The organism is Luteimonas arsenica (assembly GCF_004352825.1).
Classification (GTDB): Bacteria; Pseudomonadota; Gammaproteobacteria; order Xanthomonadales; family Xanthomonadaceae; genus Luteimonas; species Luteimonas arsenica.
On sequence record NZ_SJRW01000002.1, the window covers coordinates 1,079,591 to 1,099,320 of the forward strand.

Consider the following 19,730-nt stretch of genomic DNA (forward strand, 5'->3'; position numbering starts at 1 on the left):
GCTGCCGGTGGTTTGGGTAAGTGGCTGTTTTGACAGTCGCCTGTGCCGTCGGGGGTCACGAGGGCGGGGGCGACAGGCGCGGCATTCTACGCCGCCCGGGTTTCGATTTCCCGTGCCCGTGGGTATGGCGGCGATGCCGCAATGCAGCAATCAGAGCTGGGATTCGAGGGGAAGCCAGCGGAAGGCCCAGGCCTGGATCCGGCGCCAGCGACCGGCTTCGGGTTCGCTGCGCAGCAGCCGGGGTTCCGGCCCGGCCGCGTCCAGCCAGTACAGGTCGCCGCGGGCATCCAGGCCCACGTACCAGCTCAGGTCCGGGCCGGCCAGGTACAGGTATTCGGCGCGCAGGTCGGCGGCCAGGCCGGGGTCGTCGAAGAACACGCCCATCTCGGTGTTCAGGTAGGCCGAACGCGGGTCGAGGTTGTAGGAGCCGATGAAGCCGTGGCCGGCGTCCACCAGGAAGGCCTTGGTATGCAGGCTGGCGCCGCTGCTGCCGGTGCTGGAGCCGCTGCCGCTGCCGGAGCCGGAACCGCCGCCGCGGCGCGCGGGGGCGCGGTCGTCGCCGGATCCGCCCGCATCGCCATCGCCCGTCCCTGCGTCCGCGGCCTCGGCGCCGGCCGCCTCGGGGCGCAGCTCATACAGGTGCACGCCGCCGGTCAGCAGGCGCTCGCGGTACTTGCCGTAGCCGCCGTGCACCGCCGCCACGTCGTTGGCGGCCAGCGAATTGGTGACCACGCCCACGTGCCGGCCCTCCGCCGCCTGTTCGACCAGCAGCTCCGTGGTGTCGTCGCCGGGGACGAAGTAGGGCGACACCAGCAGCACCGCCTCGCGCGCACCGCGCAGGCTGGCGTCGATCTTCGCCACCAGCCAGTGTGAGGCGTCGTCGCCCGGCCGCTTCACCGGCGGATCGGAAACGATGCGGATACGGTCGCTCCAGTGCGGCGACAGCGACTGCTGCAGGTAGGCGCGCACGCTTGGCGAGCCCTCCACCCGCTCGAGGTAGCGCTGCGCGGCGGCGGTGCGGGCGTCATCGCCGATGTCTTCGACGATGGCGCGGATGTCGGCCAGCGACAGTTCGCCCAGGTCCGACAGCGGCGCGACCGCCTCGCTGTTCCAGAACTGGTCGAAGATGCGGCTGGCCTGCGCCACCTCGGGGCCGAACAGCAGCAGGTCGAGGTCGTGGAAGTTGCTCTCCTCCGAGGCGCTGAAGTACTCCAGCCCCACGTTGCGCCCGCCCACGATCGCCACCCGGCCGTCGGCGATCCAGGCCTTGTTGTGCATGCGGTGGTTGAGGCTGAAGCCGCGCTGCAGCATCTCCAGCAGTCGCGCGATGCCGCTGCGGTTGCGGAAGGGGTTGTACAGGCGCACTTCGATGTTGGGGTGGCCGTCGAGCACCAGCAGCGGGGTGTCCTTGCCGCCGGCGTTGATGTCGTCGAGCAGCAGGCGCACGCGCACGCCGCGCTCGGCGGCCAGCCAGGCCTCGCGCGCGAGCAGGCGGCCGGTGAGGTCGTCGTGCCAGATGTAGTACTGCAGGTCCAGGCTGCGCCCGGCCTGGCGCGCCGACATCGCGCGCGCGGCGAAGGCGTCGATGCCGTCGACGAGGGTGATCGCCCCGGTCTTGCCGGGATTGCGCGCCAGCAGCGGCGCCAGCTCGCGGTCGAGCGCGGTGTGATCGGCGGCCAGGGGCAGGGCGTGCGAGGGTTCGCCGGTATTGGGAGGGCTCAGATGGTCGGCCAGCAGCAGGCCGCTGCCGACCAGCACCAGCAGCGTGAACGTGCCCCACAGCATGATGCGCTTCGCCCGGCTGACCACGCTTGCCCCGCATATGGATGAAGGTGAGGCGCGACTTTAGAGGAAAACCGGCACCGGATGCCGGCGCCGGCTTGCCCGCTTTGCCGGCTGCGTCGCGGTTCCTGCGCCGCGGCTGGGCGATGCTCGGGCTGTCGCGCCGCTGCTCGTGGGCCGCTGTCCCGCGGCATCGCGGCGTCGCGTTCTTCCAGTGATCCCAAGGAGAATCCCGGCATGGCCGCTGTCCCCACCGCACCGCCGCCGGCGATCGCCGGCTTCGCCGGCGGCACCCGCCGCCTGTTCGACGCCCGTCCCGACACCGCGGATTTCCGCGACCGCATGTTCGAACCGACCCTGGTCGACGTGCCCACCGAAGTCCCGCTGGAGCGCTTCCAGTCGCTGGGCGTGCCCGTGCTCGACCAGGGCAGCGACGGCGCCTGCACCGCCTTCGGCCTGGCCACCGTGGCCCACGCCCTGCTGCGCCGCCGCCGTCCCGAGCCCGACGCCGGCCGGGTCAGCACGCGCATGCTCTACGACATGGCCCGCCGCTATGACGAATGGGAAGGCGAGGGCTATTCCGGTTCCAGCTGCCGTGGTGCGATGAAGGCATGGCACCGCCACGGCGTGTGTTCCGAGGATCTCTGGCCCTACACACCGGGCATGCAGATCGAGCCCTACACCGAGGAGCGCGCCCGCGACGCCCTGCGCAACCCGCTGGGCGCCTATGCGCGCGTGAACCACAAGGATCTCGTGGCGATGCACGCGGCCTTCGCCGAAACCGGCGTGCTCTACGCCTCGTCGGCCGTGCACGCCGGCTGGGACGCGCCCGCCGCCAGCGGCCGCATCCGCTGGACGCAGCAGCCGACGATCGGCTGGCATGCCTACGCCATCGTCGGCTATGACCGCGGCGGCTTCTGGCTGCAGAACTCCTGGGGCGAAGGCTGGGGCCACGGCGGCTACGGCTGGATGAGCTACGACGAATGGCTTGAGCGCGGCACCGACGTCTGGGCCGCGCGCCTGGCGGTGCCGGTGGAGCTGGCCAACGCCGAATCCGCCGCCACCAGCAACTCGCCGCTGGGCCGGCAGTCGGTGGGCTATTCGCAGGCCGACCTGCGACCGCACGTCATCAGTCTCGGCAACAACGGTGCCCTGCGCTGCGAAGGCCGTTTCGCCTGTACGAAGGACGACGTGCGCAACATCGTCCGCCGCGACATGCGCGCGATCACGAAGGGCTGGAAGAAGAAGCGCGTGCTGCTGTACGCCCACGGCGGCCTGGTGTCCGAGGACGCGGCGATCCAGCGCGTGGCCGACTTCCGCCAGACCATGCTGGCGCAGCAGATCTACCCGCTGTGCTTCGTCTGGAAGACCGACCTCTGGACCACGCTCGGCAACATCCTCAAGGACGCCGCGCGCCCGCGCACCGAGGGCGTGGTCGAGAAGGCGAAGGACCTGCTGCTCGATCGCATCGACGACACCATCGAGCCGCTCGCCCGCGCCATCGGCGGCAAGGCGCTGTGGGACGAGATGAAGGAGAACGCCACGCTGGCCACCACCGCGGTGTCGGCGGCGGTCGGCGGTGGCCTCGTCGAGAACGGCGGCGCGGCCCAGGTCGCGCGCCTGGTCGACGAATGGCGGCGAGAGGACCCCGACGTCGAGATCCACCTCGCCGCGCACAGCGCCGGCTCGATCCTGATGGCGCCGCTGCTGCAGCTGCTGACGCGCCCCGGCCAGGTCATCGGCGGCCCGGCGCACGGCATGCTCGGCATGGGCGGCCGCGTGGCGAGCCTGAGCCTGTGGGCGCCGGCCATCGACATGGACACCTTCATACAGGCCTGCATGCCGGCGATCGAATCGCGCGCGGTCGAGCGCGCCGCGCTGTTCACGCTCACCGACGCCGCCGAGCAGGACGACCACTGCCTGCGCATCTACAACAAGTCCCTGCTGTACCTGGTGGCGCGCGCGTTCGAACGGCAGCCGCGCAACTGGATCGACCGCCGCCTGCGCCAGGGCACGCCACTGGCCGGCATGGCGCGCTTCATCCAGGCCGCCGACCCCGCCGACCAGGCATGGGGATACGAGCGTGTGCACAAGGCGATCGCCAACGGCCGCCTGGACTGGGTGCAGTCGCCCAATGACCGTCCACTGGGCGATGCCGGCGCCGCCCGCGCGAGCACGCATGGCGGCTTCGACGATGACCCCGCGACGATTGCCGCACTGGTCGCCACGGTGCTCGGCAAGCGCCGCAGCGGCGCGCGCATCGGACTGCACGCCACGGCGGCATCGCGCGGGCAGCGTCGCGACCGCCTCCTGGCCGGGCTCGACGAAAGAACATGAACGGGTTCAGCCGGGGGGCGGTGGTGCGCGCTGGCCGGGGATGTTTGAATGCGGGTTCGCAGGCGGCCGTCGCCGCCATTGGATCCCGATGCCGACACGCACATCACCTGCCGCCAATGGCGCCGCGGACCGGGGCGTGCTCGCCCAGGTCCGCCTCGCCACGCGCGGCACGCACGACGCCCTGGATGCGCTGTTGCCGGTGGGCCTGCGTGACCTGCAGGACTATCGCCGCTACCTGGGCGCGCTGCTGCCGCTGGCCGAGTGGCTCGCGCACGGCGATCGTCCCGACTGGCCCCGTGCGAAGACCGACTGGGACGACGGCCAGCGCCTCGACTGCCTGCGCGCGGACTGCGCCGCGCTCGACATCGACACCACGCCCGCCATCGCGCCGTCCCCGCCCAGCTGGCCGCACTGGCTCGGCGGCTGCTACGTGATCGAAGGCTCTGCGCTCGGCGCGCGGCTGCTGTCCCGCCATGCCGCCGGCCTGGCGGAGGAACACGCCGAAGTGCGCGGCGCCCGCCGCTTCCTCGGCCACATCACGTCCGACCCCCCTCGCTGGGGGCGCTTCGTCCGCCTGCTCGACGCGCTGCCGGAAGGCGACGCGGAGGCAGCGACTTCCGGCGCGCGCGACGGCTTCGCCATCGTGCATTCGCGCCTTGCCCCTGGAGGAGCCCCGGCATGAAGCCAGACCCCGCCCTGTTCGAACACGCCCTCGCCGCCTGCGCGCGCGAGCCGATCCACGTCATCGGCGCGGTGCAGCCGCCGGGCGTGCTGATGGTCTACCACGCCCGCGACCTGCGCATCGTCGCCGCCTCCGCGAACGCCGTGGCGCTGTTCGACACCGGCGACATGGACGCGCTGCTGCACCAGCCGGTCGAGTCGCTGCTGGACCGTGCGTCGCTGGCCGCGATCAACCGCGTGCTCGCGCGCGGCGAGCACGGCGCCTCGCAGTTCGCCTGCGCCACCAATGTCGGTCCGATGGGCACGCTGTACGACATCTCCACGCACGCGTCCGGCGACCTGGTCCACGTCGAGCTGGAGCCCTCCGGCCTCGGCCAGCCGCTGGAAGGCGGCCACGCCATGGTCGCCGGCCTCGACGCCGCGGCCGACGGCGCCGACTTCCTGCCCAGCATCGCCCGCCAGGTGCAGCGCATCTCCGGCTACGACCGGGTGATGGTCTACCGCTTCCTGGCCGACTACAGCGGCGAGGTGGTGGCTGAGGCCCTGGCTGGCGACCTGGCCTCGTACGATGGCCTGCGCTATCCCGCCTCCGACATCCCGCCGCAGGCGCGCGCGCTGTACCTGCGCAACCGCGTGCGCGTGATCGCCGACGTCGACGCCGAGCCGCAGCCCCTGATGCAGTCGCCCGAACTCGACGGCCCGATCGACATGAGCTTCGACGCGCTGCGCGCGGTGTCGCCGGTGCACCTGCAGTACCTGCGCAACATGGGCGTGGCCGCGTCGATGTCGATCTCGCTGGTGGTCGACGGCCACCTGTGGGGCCTGGTGGCCTGCCACCACGGCACGCCGCGCCCCGTCGACGCCCGCCAGCGCACCGCGCTGGAGATGGTCGGCCGGCACGCGTCGATGATCCTCGACGCGCACGAGCTTCGCGGCCGCGCCCGCGCCGAGGCCTCGCGCCGCGGCCAGCGCGACGCGCTGGAAGGCCACCTGCACCGCGACTCCGATCCGCTGGCGCGGCTGCCGGAGCTGATGGACCTGGCGCTGGGCTCGGTGGACGCCGATGGCCTGGCGCTTTGCCTGGACGGCGCCTGGCACGTGCACGGCCACACCCCGGACAGCCAGAGCCTCGCCAACGCCATCGCCTGGGCCGGCACCCAGGGCCATCGCGGCACCGCGGCCACCGCGCGCGGCGGCGACTGGCAAGCGGACGCCCCGCAGGACGCCTGCGGCCTGCTGGCCGCGCCGCTGGGGCAGGGCGCCGGCGACTGGCTGCTGCTGTTCCGCCGCGAGCAGCGCGAAACCGTGCGCTGGGCGGGCCGGCCGGACGCGCCGTTCCAGATCGACGCCGACGGCACGCGCATCGGCCCCCGCGCCAGCTTCGAGGCCTGGGAAGAGGACGTGCGCGCGACCTCGCTGCCGTGGAGCGGCCGCGACTTCGAACTGGCACGGCGCCTGCGCATGGTGCTGGAGCGCTATCTCTCCGGCGCGGCCCGTCTGCGCGCGCCCGGCCAGCCAGTCGCCGAGCCGGACATGCCGATGCTGCGCTGGGACGCGCGCGAACAGGCCGAGCGCCTGCGCCGGCTGGCGCAGCTGCTCGACGGCGCCTCGCCCGACCGCGAGCGCCTGCGGCGCATCCATGGGCTGCTGGAGCAGATGGAAGAGGAACTGGGCGCGCTGGCCGACGCCCTGGACTGACGCCTTGGACTGAGATGAAACCGGTACGCCGATGCGCGCTGGTCCTGTCGCTGCTGCTTCCGGCCTTCGCCCACGCGCAGGCGCCGGTGACCGCAACCGAGGCGGAACTCCTGTTCCGCGACGTCCGCGTGCTCGACACCGCGCGCGGCACGCTGGGCGCGCCGACCGATGTCCTGGTCCGCGGCAACCGCATCGCCGCCATCGGTGAGGGCGCGCGGGCCAATGCGGCGGCCCGCGTGATCGAAGGCCGCGGCCGCACCCTGATGCCCGGCCTGATCGACGTGCACTGGCACAGCACCTTCACCGCGCTGTCGCAGGCCGACCTGCTGGCGCCGGACGCATCGCCGGACACCCTGGCCGCCACCGTCGCCGCCGAATCCCGGCGTACCCTGTTGCGCGGCTTCACCAGCGTGCGCGACGCGGGTGGGCCGATCTTCGAGCTCAAGGCCGCCATCGATGCCGGCCAGCTGCAGGGCCCGCGTATCTGGCCCTCGGGCGCCTTCGTCAGCCAGACCGCCGGCCACGGCGACCTGCGCCAGCCGCACGAGCGCTCGCGGCGCTTCTTCGGCAAGCCGTCCCTGGCCGAGGAAATGGGCGCGACCTTCATCGCCGACGGCCGCGACGAAGTGCTGACCGCCGTGCGCGAGAACCTGCGCATGGGCGCCAGCCAGATCAAGCTGATGGCCGGCGGCGGTACCTCCTCGGCCTACGACCCGGTCGACGTCACCCAGTACACGCTGGGCGAGATGCGCGCGGCGGTCGAAGCCGCGGAGGACTGGGGCACCTACGTCACGGTGCACGCGTACACCACGCGCGCGGTACGGCGTGCGATCGAGGCCGGCGTGAAGTGCATCGAGCACGGCCAGTTGCTGGACGAGGACACGCTGCGGCTGATGGCAGGGAAGGGCGTGTGGCTGTCCACCCAGACCCTGCGCCCGAGCACCGAGGCCATGGACCCGCTGCGCCGCGAGAAGCGCAAGCCGGTGATCGAAGGCCAGGCGCGGACCATCGCCGCGGCGAAGCGCGCCGGCGTGCGCATCGCCTGGGGCACCGATTTCCTGTTCGAACCCGGGCTCAACGTGGAGCAGAACGCCTTCATCCTCGGCCTGCGCGAGTGGTTCACCCCCGCCGAGATCCTGAAGATGGTGACCCACGACAACGCCGCACTGCTGGCGCTGTCCGGCCTGCGCAGCCCCTACCAGGGCCGCCTGGGCGTGGTCGAGGAGGGTGCCCTGGCCGACCTGCTGCTGGTCGACGGCGACCCGCTGGCGGACCTCGACGTGCTCGCCGACCCGGAGCGGAACTTCCTTGTGATCGTCAAGGACGGACGCGTGGTCAAGGGTCCGGAGTGACGGCGGGAAGCGCCTGCGCCAGCGTGACCACGTCACGCGAGAAGCGGGCGTAGTCGCTGTCGGGCGGATGCGTGCCTTCGTCTTCGCGGCTGCGGATCTGGCGCACCGCCACCACGCGCTGCTCCGGGACCACCACGATGTACTGGCCGAGGTAGCCGTTGGCTTCGTAGGCCACCACCGGGCCGCGCGCCTCGTCGAACAGGTCGGCGCGCTTCAGGCCGCGGGCGGCCACCTCGTTGGTGTAGCGCAGGCCATAGTCCTCGCCCAGGGCCTCGCGCAGCGCCTCCAGCACGCTGTCGAAGCTGCGCCCTGCCAGCGACTCCAGGGCGGTGATGGTGTCCTTGTCCACGCCCTGCGCGGCCAGGCGCGCGGCGGCGTCGTCGCGCAGCGTGACGCGCTCCCATGCGGGCGCGCGCCACCACAGCAGACCGACGCGTTCGGAGCGGGCAGACGCCGTGAACAGCGCATCCACGAAGCCTTCCGGCAGCAGTCGCGCGCCGTCGGGGCCGCGGCCGTCGTCGAGCAGCAGCTGGCCGAGCTTCGCGGCATCGCGTGCGGTCAGCGGCAGGCCGGCCATGGCGTGCGGGTTTCCCGCGCTGTCGTGATGCCACTCGCCGGCCTCGATGCCCAGCGGCGTGAACAGCCGCGCGCCCAGGTACTCGTCCATCGGCTTGCCGGACGCCTTGTGGATGATCCCGGCCAGCAGGTTGGTGGCCTTGTTGTTGTAGGAGAACTCCTCGCCCGGCGCGCTGTCGAGCTCGGCGGCCAGCGCGAGCTGCACTACGTCCGGGGCCGGATAGATCTCGGCGCCGGCGTTGGGCGTGTTCTGCAGGCCCGAGGTGTGGTCGAGCAGCATGCGCACGGTGATATCGGCCTTGCGGCCCTGGCGCCACTCCGGATACCAGGTGGACACCGGCGCATCGAGCGAGTCCAGTTGCCCGTCGGCGAGCAGCAGGCCGATGCCGAGCGCGACCACGGACTTGGTGGCCGACATCAGCTCGATCGGGCCGGGTTCGTCATCGCCATGGCGCTCGAGCAGGACCTCGCCGTCGCGCATCACCAGCAGGGCATCGCTGTGGCTGTCGCGGCCCGCGCGTTCGATCGCGGCGAGCGCCTCGGCGGCGGGGGCGGGCAGCGCCGCCGATTGCGCGAGAGCAGCCGGGGCCGCAAGGCAGGAGGCCGCGAACAAGGACGCCGCAGCGGTGGCGGCCAGCAGGGGGCGGAACGTCATCGTCGACCTCGGGTTTCCAGGTGAGGCCTGGACTGTAGGGCGTCGACGGATCGTGGTCCCGGGCCGATGGTCACCGGGCAACAAGGCATGCCCCGGCGGGGCGGCGGGCCCCCGCGGATGGCCGGGGTACAATCGAGGAGATTCCGTTTTCGCCCCTGGAAAGCCCGATGAGCGTCCCCGCCAGCCACCCGATCGACACCGCCCGCGCCGAGGCCACCCCGCTGCGCTTCGTCACCGCTGCCAGCCTGTTCGACGGCCACGACGCCGCGATCAACATCATGCGCCGGCTGATCCAGTCGCAGGGCGCCGAGGTCATCCACCTCGGACACAACCGCTCGGTGGAGGACGTGGTGCGCGCCGCGCTGCAGGAGGACGCCGACGGCATCGCGCTGTCGAGCTACCAGGGCGGGCACGTGGAGTACATGAAGTACATGGTCGACATGCTGCGCGAGCGCGGCGCCGGCCACATCCGCGTGGTCGGCGGCGGCGGCGGCACGATCACCCCGGAGGAGATCCGCGAACTCGAGGCCTACGGCGTCGAGCGCATCTACCACCCCAACGACGGCATGAAGCTGGGCCTGGTGGAGATGATCGAGGACGTGGTGAAGCGCGTCTCCGGCGCCCGCGACGCCCAGGCCGCCGAAGCGCGCGAGCCCGCCAGCACCCGCCCCGCGCTGGAGGACGAGATCGCCATCGGTCGCGTGCTGTCGGCGATCGAGGACGGCGTGTACTCCGATGCCGAGCTGGCCATGCTGCGCAAGCAGTGGGCGTCCGGCGCGGCCGGGCACGAAGGCACCACGCCGGTCATCGGCATCACCGGCACCGGCGGCGCCGGCAAGAGCTCGGTGACCGACGAACTGCTGAACCGCTTCCTCGCCAGCTTCCCGCAGATGCGCATCGCCGTGATCTCGGTCGACCCCACCCGCCGCCGCACCGGCGGCGCGCTGCTGGGCGACCGCATCCGCATGAATTCGCTGCGCAGCCATCGCGTGTACATGCGCTCGATGGCGACGCGCCGCCAGAACGTGGCCACCAACGCCGTGCTGAAGGACTGCATCGGCTTCCTGAAGGGCCTGGGCTACGACCTGGTGATCGTGGAGACCGCCGGCATCGGCCAGTCGGACTCGGAGATCGTGGATCTGGTCGACTTCCCGATGTACGTGATGACGTCCGACTACGGCGCCGCCAGCCAGCTTGAGAAGATCGACATGATCGACTTCGCCGAGCTGATCGTGCTCAACAAGTACGACAAGCGCGGCGCCGAGGACGCCCTGCGTGATATCCGCAAGCAGTGGAAGCGCAACCGCGTCGCCTTCCAGGTGAAGGACGAGGACGTGCCCGTCTACCCGACGATTGCTTCCCAGTTCAACGACCCCGGCATCAGCTGGATGTTCGCCAACCTCTGCCGCCTGCTGCGCGAGAAGGTGGGCGTGGACTTTGATCCGGACATCGACACCTCGCTGCGCGAACCGCGCGCCACCGTGCTGATCCCTGGCAGCCGCGTGCGCTACCTGGCCGAAATCGCAGAGCAGGGCAGGGCGATCAACGCCGGCATCGAGAAGCAGGCCGAGGCCGCCGACCGCGCCCAGTCGTTCTGGCAGTCCCTGCAGGAACTCGGCGACGACAGGCTGCCCAAGGCCCTGGACCTCTACAACGGCGAAGACCTGCACGTGGAGGGCGACCGCTCGCTGTCGACCCTCCGCCAGCGCTACAACGACGCCGTCCAGTCCCTGACCAGCGAGAACCTGCGCAACCTGCGCGAGTGGCCCGCCCGCCTGAAGTCGATCACCGACGATGTCAACGAGTACCAGGTGCGCGGCAAGACCATCCGCGTCGAGAACTACCGGGAATCCCTCAGCCACCAGCCGATCCCCAAGATCGCCGCCCCCACCTACAAGAGCTGGGGCGAATTGCTGGTGTTCCTGGGCAAGGAAAACCTCCCGGGCAGCTACCCCTACACCGGCGGCGTGTACCCCTACCGCCGCACCGGCGAGGACCCGATCCGCATGTTCGCCGGCGAAGGCACGCCCGAGCGCACCAACCGCCGCTTCCATTACCTCAGCGTCGGCCAGCCCGCCGCGCGCCTGTCCACCGCCTTCGACAGCGTCACCCTGTACGGCGAAGACCCAGCGCCGCGCCCGGACATCTACGGCAAGATCGGCAACTCCGGCGTCAACATCCCCACGCTGGACGACATGAAGAAGCTGTACTCCGGCTTCGACCTGTGCGCGCCGACCACCAGCGTCTCGATGACCATCAACGGCCCCGCGCCGATCATCCTCGCGCTGTTCATGAACACCGCCATCGACCAGCAGGTGGAGAAGTACCTGAAGGAAGACGACGCGCGCTGGGCGGAAGCGCAGAAGACGATCGACGCCTTCTTCGAAGGCCGCGAGCGTCCGCAGTACCACGGCGACCTGCCGCCCACCAACGACGGCCTCGGCCTGGCCTTCCTCGGCATGACCGGCGACCAGCTGGTGGACGCCGACACCTACGCCCGCATCAAGGCCGAGACGCTCGCCACCGTGCGCGGCACCGTGCAGGCCGACATCCTCAAGGAAGACCAGGCCCAGAACACCTGCATCTTCAGCACCGAGTTCGCCCTGCGCATGATGGGCGACATCCAGCAGTACTTCGTCGACAACAAGGTCCGCAACTTCTACTCGGTGTCGATTTCCGGTTACCACATCGCCGAGGCCGGCGCGAACCCGATCAGCCAGCTGGCTTTCACACTCAGCAACGGCTTCACCATCGTCGAGTACTACCTGGCGCGCGGCATGAAGATCGACGACTTCGCGCCCAACCTGTCGTTCTTCTTCTCCAACGGCATGGACCCCGAGTACACCGTCATCGGCCGCGTGGCCCGCCGCATCTGGGCGCGCGCCATGCGCGAGCGCTACGGCGCCAACGAACGCAGCCAGATGATGAAGTACCACATCCAGACCAGCGGCCGCTCACTGCACGCGCAGGAGATCCAGTTCAACGACATCCGCACCACCTTGCAGGCCCTGTACGCCCTGTTCGACAACTGCAACAGCCTGCACACCAACGCCTACGACGAAGCCATCACCACGCCGACCGAAGAGAGCGTGCGCCGCGCCGTGGCGATCCAGATGATCATCAACAAGGAAATGGGGCTCAACTTCATCGAGAACCCCTGGCAGGGCAGCTTTGCCGTGGACTACCTGACCGACCTGGTGGAAGAGGCCGTGTACAAGGAGTTCGAAGCCATCAGCGAGCGCGGCGGCGTGCTGGGCGCGATGGACACCATGTACCAGCGCGGCAAGATCCAGGAAGAGAGCCTGTACTACGAGCACAAAAAGCACGACGGCAGCCTGCCGCTGGTGGGCGTGAACATGTTCCTGCCGAAGGAGCACGCCGGCGAGATCGCGACCGAGATCGAGCTGATCCGCTCGACGGAGGAAGAGAAGGGTCAGCAGATCGAGAACGTGCGCGGGTGGCAGCAGTCACGCAACGTGCTGGCGCCGGTCGGGGAGACCGGGCATGGGCACGTGGTGGAGGACCAGGCCGCGGCGGCGACCGAGCCGCATGACGGGCATGGGCTGGACTACCTGCAGAAGACGGCGCGGGAGCGCAGGAATGTGTTCGAGGCGCTGGTGGAGGCGGTGAAGACGCATAGCCTGGGGCAGATCAGCCATGCGCTTTATGATGTGGGTGGGGAGTATCGGCGGAATATGTAAGGAGTCTTAATGTTCGGAGAATCGCAGATTCAGTGGACATGAGCTTCGTCGAAGCGGCGGATAACGACTTTGGAGCTGGGTTGCGCCTCAGTCATGCACAGTGCTTGAACTGGCCCCAGCAGACACAATGGAGCTTGGCCTTAACGCGTGCCTTGGGGCTTCGCCCCTCGGGGCGCATGGTGAGGTGATCTGGTCCATGCAGACTGACTGTGAGGATAGCGAGTCTGGCTCATGACGAAGCTGTCGGCCAATGTCTGTACTTGGCATACGAGGCGTGGGTATCCCTTCTTTCTAGCCTCGCAAAGCCGCTAGAATCAGCTGCTGCTCTTGCAGCCGCGCGGATCGTGCGCAGCCGCTTCTTTCTGGTACCGGACGCTTATCGATCATGAAACAGAGTCTTCCCGTCGCGTGTGTAGATTTGTTCTGTGGGGCCGGTGGTCTCACGCATGGATTGCGCAAGAAAGGTATTGATGTCAAGGCTGGCGTGGATCTTGACCCTGCGTGCCGATTTGCTTACGAAGCCAACAATAGAGGTGCCAAGTTCCTTGAGCGCGATGTCGAGTCGTTGACGGCTGAGGAGATTTCCGGGCTGTTCCCGAAGGGCAAGTACAGTTTGTTGGCTGGATGCGCGCCATGTCAGCCGTTCTCTACCTACGCTAAGGGCAAAGACACCAGCAGCGACGCGAAATGGCGTCTGCTACGTTCGTTTGCAAAGATGGTACGCAGGGTCCAGCCAGATCTGGTGACTATGGAGAACGTGCCCCAGTTGCCGAAGCACGCCATCTTCGATGAATTCCTCCGCGCGTTCGATGGTTACGAGACCTGGATGGGCGTGGTGGAGTGCGAGGCCTACGGTGTTCCGCAGCGTCGTCGCCGATTGGTATTCCTCGCCTCGCGACTGGGACCGATCTCGCTCATTTCACCTACGCACAAAGACCGTCATCCGACCGTCGCCGACACGATTTCCTATCTACCCAACATCGCGGCGGGCGATTCGCACTGGAACGACCCGCTGCATGCAGCCGCAGGGATGAGTGAACTCAACTTGGAGCGGATTCGCCAGTCCCGGCCAGGGGGCTCTTGGGAGGACTGGGACAAGGAGTTAGTGGCCGAGTGTCATCGCCGTGACACGGGCAAGACCTTCAGCTCCGTCTACGGACGCATGCGTTGGGACGAGCCAGCGCCCACCATGACCACGCTCTGTTATGGATTCGGCAATGGTCGGTTTGGCCACCCCGAGCAGGACCGTGCGATTAGTTTGCGCGAGGCAGCGCTGTTCCAAACTTTCCCGAAGAGCTATAAGTTCGTTCCACAGGGCGAATGCGTGAACTTCCGAGTGGTTGGTCGCCTCATTGGCAACGCGGTACCTGTGAGGCTTGGCGAGGTGATCGCGTTGAGCATCAAGGAGCACCTTAAGCAAGTCGAGACTCGCGGGTGCCTAAACTAGTGGGAAAAGTAGGGGGCGTAAGCGCGCTCAGTCATGACGGCGCTTTTGTCTCGCATTCCCACACGGTCTCGACATTCCAGTCGGCTGCTCGGAGTTCGGACTCCTTGCGTTCGTCGCGCTCATCATTACGGGCGAACTTCTCTTGCCAGAGCTCGGCGTTGGAGGGGGCGCACTGCCCGAGTCACAGCCGGGGTGGCGGTGCCAGAATCATTTATGGACGAAGATGCAGAGATGGTGTCGTGAGAAGACAAGATCGGGCTGCCTGGAAGATCCCTTTGATGTAGCCGGTAGCGGACGCCCATCAAGTGCGCGATGCGGCGTACGACCAATTCGGCTCTGGTGTCTCTCTGCTTAACGGAGCGCATGAAGGTACTCCGTTGCGCTGGATCAGGACGCGGCACCGATGCTGTCCACGAGCTTGGCGAGTTCACCGAGGCGCTTCGTTCTCGCCAGGTACTCCGAATAGGAATTAAGAGCGTTGGTTGTTAGCTCGTCATATGTGCAGATTCTTGAGCCTGGAGAAATCGAATTCATCTGGAACTTATACCTGTCTGGGTTTGAATATTGTTCCGAGACGCGATCCCCGAGAACAAAGATCACTTCCACGTCGATTTTTTCGGGATCCTCTGCTTCGCCGTGCTTGACGAGCAGTCGCTTTAACTCGTCAACATATTTGTTGCCTTGCTCGGCAAGCTCCAAAAGCGACACTTGTCTCTTGGCTCTCTTCAGCTCAACGATTACATGTTTTCCTGGAATGGTTCGATAGGTAATATCGAATCTGCCTTTTGAATGGTCTTTTGACTCGTCGTCCCCATCACTCGATTCGGGTGGGAAAATGGATTTAAACTGCTTCTCTATCTCCTCGGTTCCTGTTGCTCGTTCCCATGACGGATCCAGCAGCCAGAGTCTGTCGAACAGGATTTTTTGAAGGACCTTCTCCTTGTCGTTGCGACTGACGGCATTCTTAAGAAGCTGAATAGAATTCAATCGCCCTTTGACTATGTCGCGATAGACAGTAGCTTCTAGATCATCTTGATCCATAAACAGCTTGACCATCTCGGCATCGCCCATTTCTATGGCGTGAACTAGCTCCTCAGTCAGGCCTCTCAGCCTCATGCGTTCGAAGCCGAAGATTGCGTGCTTGAGGAGCTCTTCCTTATCCTTGCCCTCGATTTCCATTCGTTCAACGGCACCCACAAGCTTTTCCGCGTGCTTTCTGTGGGCTGCATCGGGCATGGCTTGAATCCATTCCTGAACTTGCGGGTACTGGATCTGAACCTTCTTGGGATCGTCAATCGCGCGGTTCTTGCTCCAGCCAGCCTCAAGAATGCCTAGCACTTTTTGTAGATAAGCGTTTAGCTGAACGTAACGCGGGTCGTCCTCAATCAGGCGTTGACGGTCACTTGTGGCAATGTCATTCGGCCCCTCGTCGAGAAAGTCCGCCTCAATCTGGCCGGTCAGATACTTCGTGTAATGCCTGCCGTCGTTGAATTCGGCAAGAATGTTCTCTTGAAAGAGTCGGCCGCGTGCAATTACCACAATTCCATTGAGGTTCCCGGCAACGCTGGCGAGATCCTTGGGCTTATGTGAAGTGCCGATCCATCCTCTGATGGCCCAACCATCCTCCCAGCCATCAAGGCGGTCTTGGAGCGTGAACTCTCTCGTTGGAGTGCACCAGTCCGGTTTTTCCCAACCGCCGATCGTCCAGATGTACTGGAGCTTTTCCAAGTCGCCGCGATCGCGTGACGTGACTTCCTTCTCGTCAATCGTGACAGCGAACTGGTCGGTTCCAATTATGGAGAACCTCCTGGCGAGTCGGCTTCTCAGGTTTGCCCTTTTGACACGCTCATTTTTCAGCTTTCTTAGGACTATCTTTGTTCCTCTTTCAGGGGTTTCAGTTGATCCGTCCAATACCTCTGGATGGTACTTTTTATCGGTCTTGTTTGACTGTGCCTGTCTAATACCGTCGATCGTCATGCGTAGCCCGCTCTTCTCGCCGTCCTTCACAGAGAAGACTTCCACTTGATCGGCGATGGAGAAGGGAGCCAGTTTTCCTACCCCTTTCCTGCCCATCACTGGACGGCCCGAAGGACTTCTGCCACCCGCGGAGGCTTCCTCTCGACGTCGATAACCGACTGTCAGGAACTTCTTGTTGATCTCCTCGGCTGTCATGCCGATCCCATTGTCGGTTACGGTGATGATGTCCGCATTGGTGTCGACGGTGATGTTGACCTCGGTAGCGTCAGCGTCCCAAGCGTTGGCCACCATCTCTGTCATTACAGCCGGGACGTTGCTGTAAAGATTGATTCCGAGATGATCAAGGACGCTCAAGTCAATCTGTAGTTCGTACTTTTGCGGGTGGCTTGGGATCAGCTTTGACTTGCGCAACACCGCTGGAATTTTCTTATCTCTTCCCTTTTTACCCATGGTGCCGTTCCTTGTTTTCCCCAGTGAGATAATATAACGAGATTAATGGTCTTTGCGGGGGGGGCGACGCCCCCGCCTGCAATAGCGTTTGGCTTTGGAGTCAGGGGTTAGGTTATCCGAGCTGGTCAAGACTTTGGCATAGGCTTCTGGGGTCAGCCCGCCGAGTGCATTCTTTGGCAGCTCTTCGTTGTACTCGCGGCGCCAGGTCTCAATGACCGTGCAGGCATGCAGCAGGCTGATGAACCAGTGCTCGTTGAGGTACTCGTCGCGCAGCCGGCCATTGAAGCTCTCGACGTAGGCGTTCTGATTGGACTTTCTCGGCTCAATCAGGTGCAAGGCGACTCCGCGAGCGTGCGCCCAGGCTAGCAGGTCAGGGCGGCTCCCGAACCCTCGCAGGCTATGAGACTGACGGTCCTTAGGATGACTCTCCGATAGCCAGCTAGGACAGAACATGAAAGAGGGATTCACGGTCTTTGAGTACATGTACCGCGACGGCGGTAACTTCAAAACAGGTGGCTGCCTGCTTTTATCAGGGCACGACCAGAGCGCTGAGGCCGTGATCCGACGCTTCTTCGGATCTGGATCATGCACTTCATGAGTTTGTAGGCCTCCGTCCGGCCGAAACCGGAGATATGGCGCTGCCGGTATGGGGCACGCTTGGAGCAATGCTGGGGCGGATGCAAAAGGCCGCGGGAAGTGGGACGTCACTCTGTCACCCAGCTGCGACCTGTGACGACGCTCAGTCCTTGAAGCAGTTCTCGCGGTGCCAGCGGAGATAGGTCGGGTGCGGTCGCAGCTCGACTTCATTCGGGACGATGAGCTCTCGCTCTGGCCGGATGAGCTTGTCCAGGTCTGCCGGTACACCGTGGGGCGAGAGAATGATCTTGTAGTCGTCGCCAAAGGTCATAAGTCCGCGGTCGAAGAGCCAGTGCGCAGTCCCGGTCAGGGCGATCCCATTGCGAACAGCATCGGGACCATCGGCCTCCACTGAGCGTATATGTGCTGCCTGAACCTCAGGTCGGCCGCCGCCGTTAATCAGCCGTAATCCGGTCACGGCACAGGTGTTGGAGTAGGCATTCCGCACTTGCCGCCTAAACGCGGCGTCACGCACCTTGCGGGCTGTCACGGTCTCGATGATCGAGCGGACGACGTACTCCGGAACATCTTCCGCGACCCTAGATAGCTGTTCCCACGGCTCGGCCTGCAGGCTGACGCCGCGGCGGACGATGTCTTCGAATTCTCCCCGCGGCAGCGCGCGGACAGATCTTCCGAAGGCGCCCTTGTTGGTTTGCCCGTCCTCACGAAGCAGCCTGCTTTCGCGGTAGCCGGAAATGTCACGAAAGGAAACAGCGGTATCGAATGCCAAGTAATCGCGTATCAGGGCATAGAAATGGTCAGGGCGCTGCGGATCCGGGATCACGCCGGCCACCCGCGCCATGGCGAAATAGGCTTGCCGCCCTGTGGCGCTATTCGGACCGGTAGTTCGCCGAGGTTCGTAGTAGATGATCCAGTCGCCAACTGCCGCTTCGACTTGCCTCAGATACGTGCGCGGGAAGTGGTAACGCTCCTCGATCAGGTCGTCGTAAATCGAACTCTCGGAAGCGGTGAATACGGCGTTTGTCATGACGTCCCCTGGCGCTGCGCCAGGTTAGCAGGGGCCTGGAGGACTCACCAGGCCTCGCTGCTCGCCACGGTTCTTCGCCGCGATGTCACCCGGCAAAGGGTGCCGGCACGACGGCTTTGGCGGTGCCGCACCGCGCTACCCGTCAGCGCTACCTGTCAATCAACCGGTGCACGGCCACGGCCGCATCCACGGCCCTGCGATTGGTCATGGGCTTGCCTTCGTCGATCTCGTTGACCAGCATCATCCCGGTCTGGCTCACGCTGACGCTGGTCTTGCCGACGGTCACATTGGGACCGACTACACGTAGTTGCTTGTCGAAGTCCATGCGGCCGGACGGAAACACGAGGAATCCACCCACGTCCTCTACCGAGGGATCGTCCACGATCCAGCCGATGCTGCGTACCTCGGCCTCCGTCTGCATGTGGGCATGCACGTTGATGATGACGCCGAATGCCATGGCCTGGATGATCTCGTGCGGGTTGCCGGACTGCGCCCGCGGCGAGATCCAGCTGCATTCCACGCCGTAATTGTCGGCATCGTGATGGAAGGGGCCGCTGTCCTTGGCCAGGGCCCAGCCATCCACGAAACCGTTGGTGGTCGCTGCGATGCTGGCGCAGTCGGGCAGGGCGGATGCGGGCGGCATCCTGTCGTTCTGCGCGGCAGCGGCGACCGGGGTGGCATCGTCGCCGCAGCTGGCCAGGAGCAGTGCGATGGCCATCGGGGCCAGCGCGCGGGCGCAATGGGTCTTCCGGGACATGGGCGTCATTCCTTTGAGATCGGCGCGGATACTACCGGTCGCATCCCTGGCTGTCATGCCTGATTCTTCCAGTCACCGGTGACCAGCAGGTCGCCGCTGCGTGCGTCGAAGATCTTGATCGCTACGGAATGCAGGTACATCACGATGTCCCAGCGCCAGACATCCACGTAGCTCACAATGCCGTCCACGTCGCTGGACTGCCGGCGTGACCCTGCGGCGTAGTCGGTCGCCGCTTTGCCCTCCCGCAGGGAGGATTGCGGTCGTTTAACGCGCTGCTTGTTAGCGTCCGTGCGGAAAAATCAGTCGCGGAGGACACCATGGGCCGTTCGAACGTCTCAGTTTCACGCAGGTGGATGGCCGTCCTGCTGATGTCTGCCTGCGCCGCCTTGCCCGCACTGGCCTCACATGCGCAGGAGGCAGCCCCGCAGCAGCCGGTACCGCAGTCGGGCACCGGGCCCGCCCCGCAGGCCCTCGACGAGGCCACGATAAAGGCCGAAATGAAGCGCATGGTCGAACAGCGCAAGCGGGAGCTGCGGCCGGAGTACGAGCGCCGCGTGCGCGAAGACGGAAAGCCGAGCGCGGACCGCTGGTTGCGCGAGACCGCTGCCGAGATGGGACGCCGCGACGGCGCCGCGATGCGGGCCAAGTACGGGGGGATGGCTGGGACGGCGGACTGACGAGAGCGGGATCGGC

Annotated in this window: 14 protein-coding genes and 1 pseudogene; 7 read left to right on the plus strand and 8 right to left on the minus strand. The window is 66.4% G+C overall.

Annotation, left to right across the window (positions count from 1 at the left end; genetic code table 11):
* Positions 1 to 150: 150 nt before the first annotated feature.
* On the minus strand, positions 151 to 1,785 hold the full coding sequence (locus E2170_RS12605) for a phospholipase D family protein (protein WP_133000962.1): 1,635 nt from the start codon (positions 1,783 to 1,785) through the stop codon (positions 151 to 153).
* A 234-nt stretch (positions 1,786 to 2,019) separates the two neighbouring features.
* On the opposite strand from E2170_RS12605, the gene E2170_RS12610 reads away from it, so the two are divergent.
* The 4 genes from E2170_RS12610 to E2170_RS12625 all read left to right on the plus strand — a co-directional run bounded on the left by E2170_RS12610 (position 2,020) and on the right by E2170_RS12625 (position 7,850).
* A complete protein-coding gene (locus E2170_RS12610) occupies positions 2,020 to 4,119 on the plus strand; it encodes a C1 family peptidase (protein ID WP_133000963.1) in 2,100 nt (699 codons plus the stop codon).
* Between the two features lie 88 nt (positions 4,120 to 4,207).
* The gene (locus tag E2170_RS12615) at positions 4,208 to 4,801 is read left to right on the plus strand and encodes a biliverdin-producing heme oxygenase (protein WP_133000964.1); all 594 of its coding nucleotides are present in this window, start codon (positions 4,208 to 4,210) and stop codon (positions 4,799 to 4,801) included.
* The gene (locus E2170_RS12620) at positions 4,798 to 6,498 is read left to right on the plus strand and encodes a GAF domain-containing protein (RefSeq protein WP_133000965.1); all 1,701 of its coding nucleotides are present in this window, start codon (positions 4,798 to 4,800) and stop codon (positions 6,496 to 6,498) included. The genes E2170_RS12615 and E2170_RS12620 overlap by 4 nt, the downstream gene beginning before the upstream one ends.
* A 14-nt stretch (positions 6,499 to 6,512) precedes the next feature.
* A complete protein-coding gene (locus E2170_RS12625) occupies positions 6,513 to 7,850 on the plus strand; it encodes a metal-dependent hydrolase family protein (RefSeq protein ID WP_133000966.1) in 1,338 nt (445 codons plus the stop codon).
* Here E2170_RS12625 and E2170_RS12630 read toward each other — a convergent pair.
* On the minus strand, positions 7,834 to 9,081 hold the full coding sequence (locus tag E2170_RS12630) for a serine hydrolase domain-containing protein (RefSeq protein ID WP_133000967.1): 1,248 nt from the start codon (positions 9,079 to 9,081) through the stop codon (positions 7,834 to 7,836). The genes E2170_RS12625 and E2170_RS12630 overlap by 17 nt on opposite strands.
* Before the next feature lie 167 nt (positions 9,082 to 9,248).
* Between E2170_RS12630 and E2170_RS12635 the strand changes: the two genes are divergently transcribed.
* Complete coding sequence (locus E2170_RS12635) at positions 9,249 to 12,782, plus strand: methylmalonyl-CoA mutase family protein (RefSeq protein WP_133000968.1); 3,534 nt, start codon at positions 9,249 to 9,251, stop codon at positions 12,780 to 12,782.
* A gap of 385 nt (positions 12,783 to 13,167) precedes the next feature.
* Positions 13,168 to 14,229: a DNA cytosine methyltransferase gene (locus tag E2170_RS12640; protein ID WP_133000969.1), complete on the plus strand. Its 1,062-nt coding sequence runs from the start codon at positions 13,168 to 13,170 to the stop codon at positions 14,227 to 14,229.
* A gap of 125 nt (positions 14,230 to 14,354) precedes the next feature.
* Here the strand turns inward: E2170_RS12640 and E2170_RS14270 are convergent, their stop codons facing one another.
* From E2170_RS14270 to E2170_RS14170, 6 genes and pseudogenes are all read right to left on the minus strand, one after another.
* Positions 14,355 to 14,660, minus strand: a complete 306-nt coding sequence (locus E2170_RS14270) for a PDDEXK family nuclease (RefSeq protein ID WP_425477863.1) — start codon at positions 14,658 to 14,660, stop codon at positions 14,355 to 14,357.
* The gene (locus E2170_RS12650) at positions 14,617 to 16,656 is read right to left on the minus strand and encodes a BbrUII/HgiDII family restriction enzyme (RefSeq protein ID WP_133000970.1); all 2,040 of its coding nucleotides are present in this window, start codon (positions 16,654 to 16,656) and stop codon (positions 14,617 to 14,619) included. The genes E2170_RS14270 and E2170_RS12650 overlap by 44 nt, the downstream gene beginning before the upstream one ends.
* 42 nt (positions 16,657 to 16,698) lie before the next feature.
* Positions 16,699 to 17,025 (minus strand): annotated as a pseudogene (locus E2170_RS13845) (integrase core domain-containing protein); the annotation flags it as partial.
* Between the two features lie 370 nt (positions 17,026 to 17,395).
* Positions 17,396 to 18,280, minus strand: coding sequence for an HNH endonuclease (locus E2170_RS12660; protein WP_133000972.1), 885 nt, complete (start codon positions 18,278 to 18,280; stop codon positions 17,396 to 17,398).
* A 148-nt stretch (positions 18,281 to 18,428) separates the two neighbouring features.
* Positions 18,429 to 19,094: a hypothetical protein gene (locus E2170_RS12665; RefSeq protein WP_133000973.1), complete on the minus strand. Its 666-nt coding sequence runs from the start codon at positions 19,092 to 19,094 to the stop codon at positions 18,429 to 18,431.
* Complete coding sequence (locus tag E2170_RS14170) at positions 19,091 to 19,225, minus strand: hypothetical protein (protein ID WP_279432869.1); 135 nt, start codon at positions 19,223 to 19,225, stop codon at positions 19,091 to 19,093. Before E2170_RS14170 ends, E2170_RS12665 begins: the two co-directional genes overlap by 4 nt.
* 165 nt (positions 19,226 to 19,390) lie before the next feature.
* Between E2170_RS14170 and E2170_RS12670 the strand changes: the two genes are divergently transcribed.
* The gene (locus tag E2170_RS12670) at positions 19,391 to 19,714 is read left to right on the plus strand and encodes a hypothetical protein (protein WP_133000974.1); all 324 of its coding nucleotides are present in this window, start codon (positions 19,391 to 19,393) and stop codon (positions 19,712 to 19,714) included.
* The last annotated feature ends 16 nt before the right edge of the window (positions 19,715 to 19,730 follow it).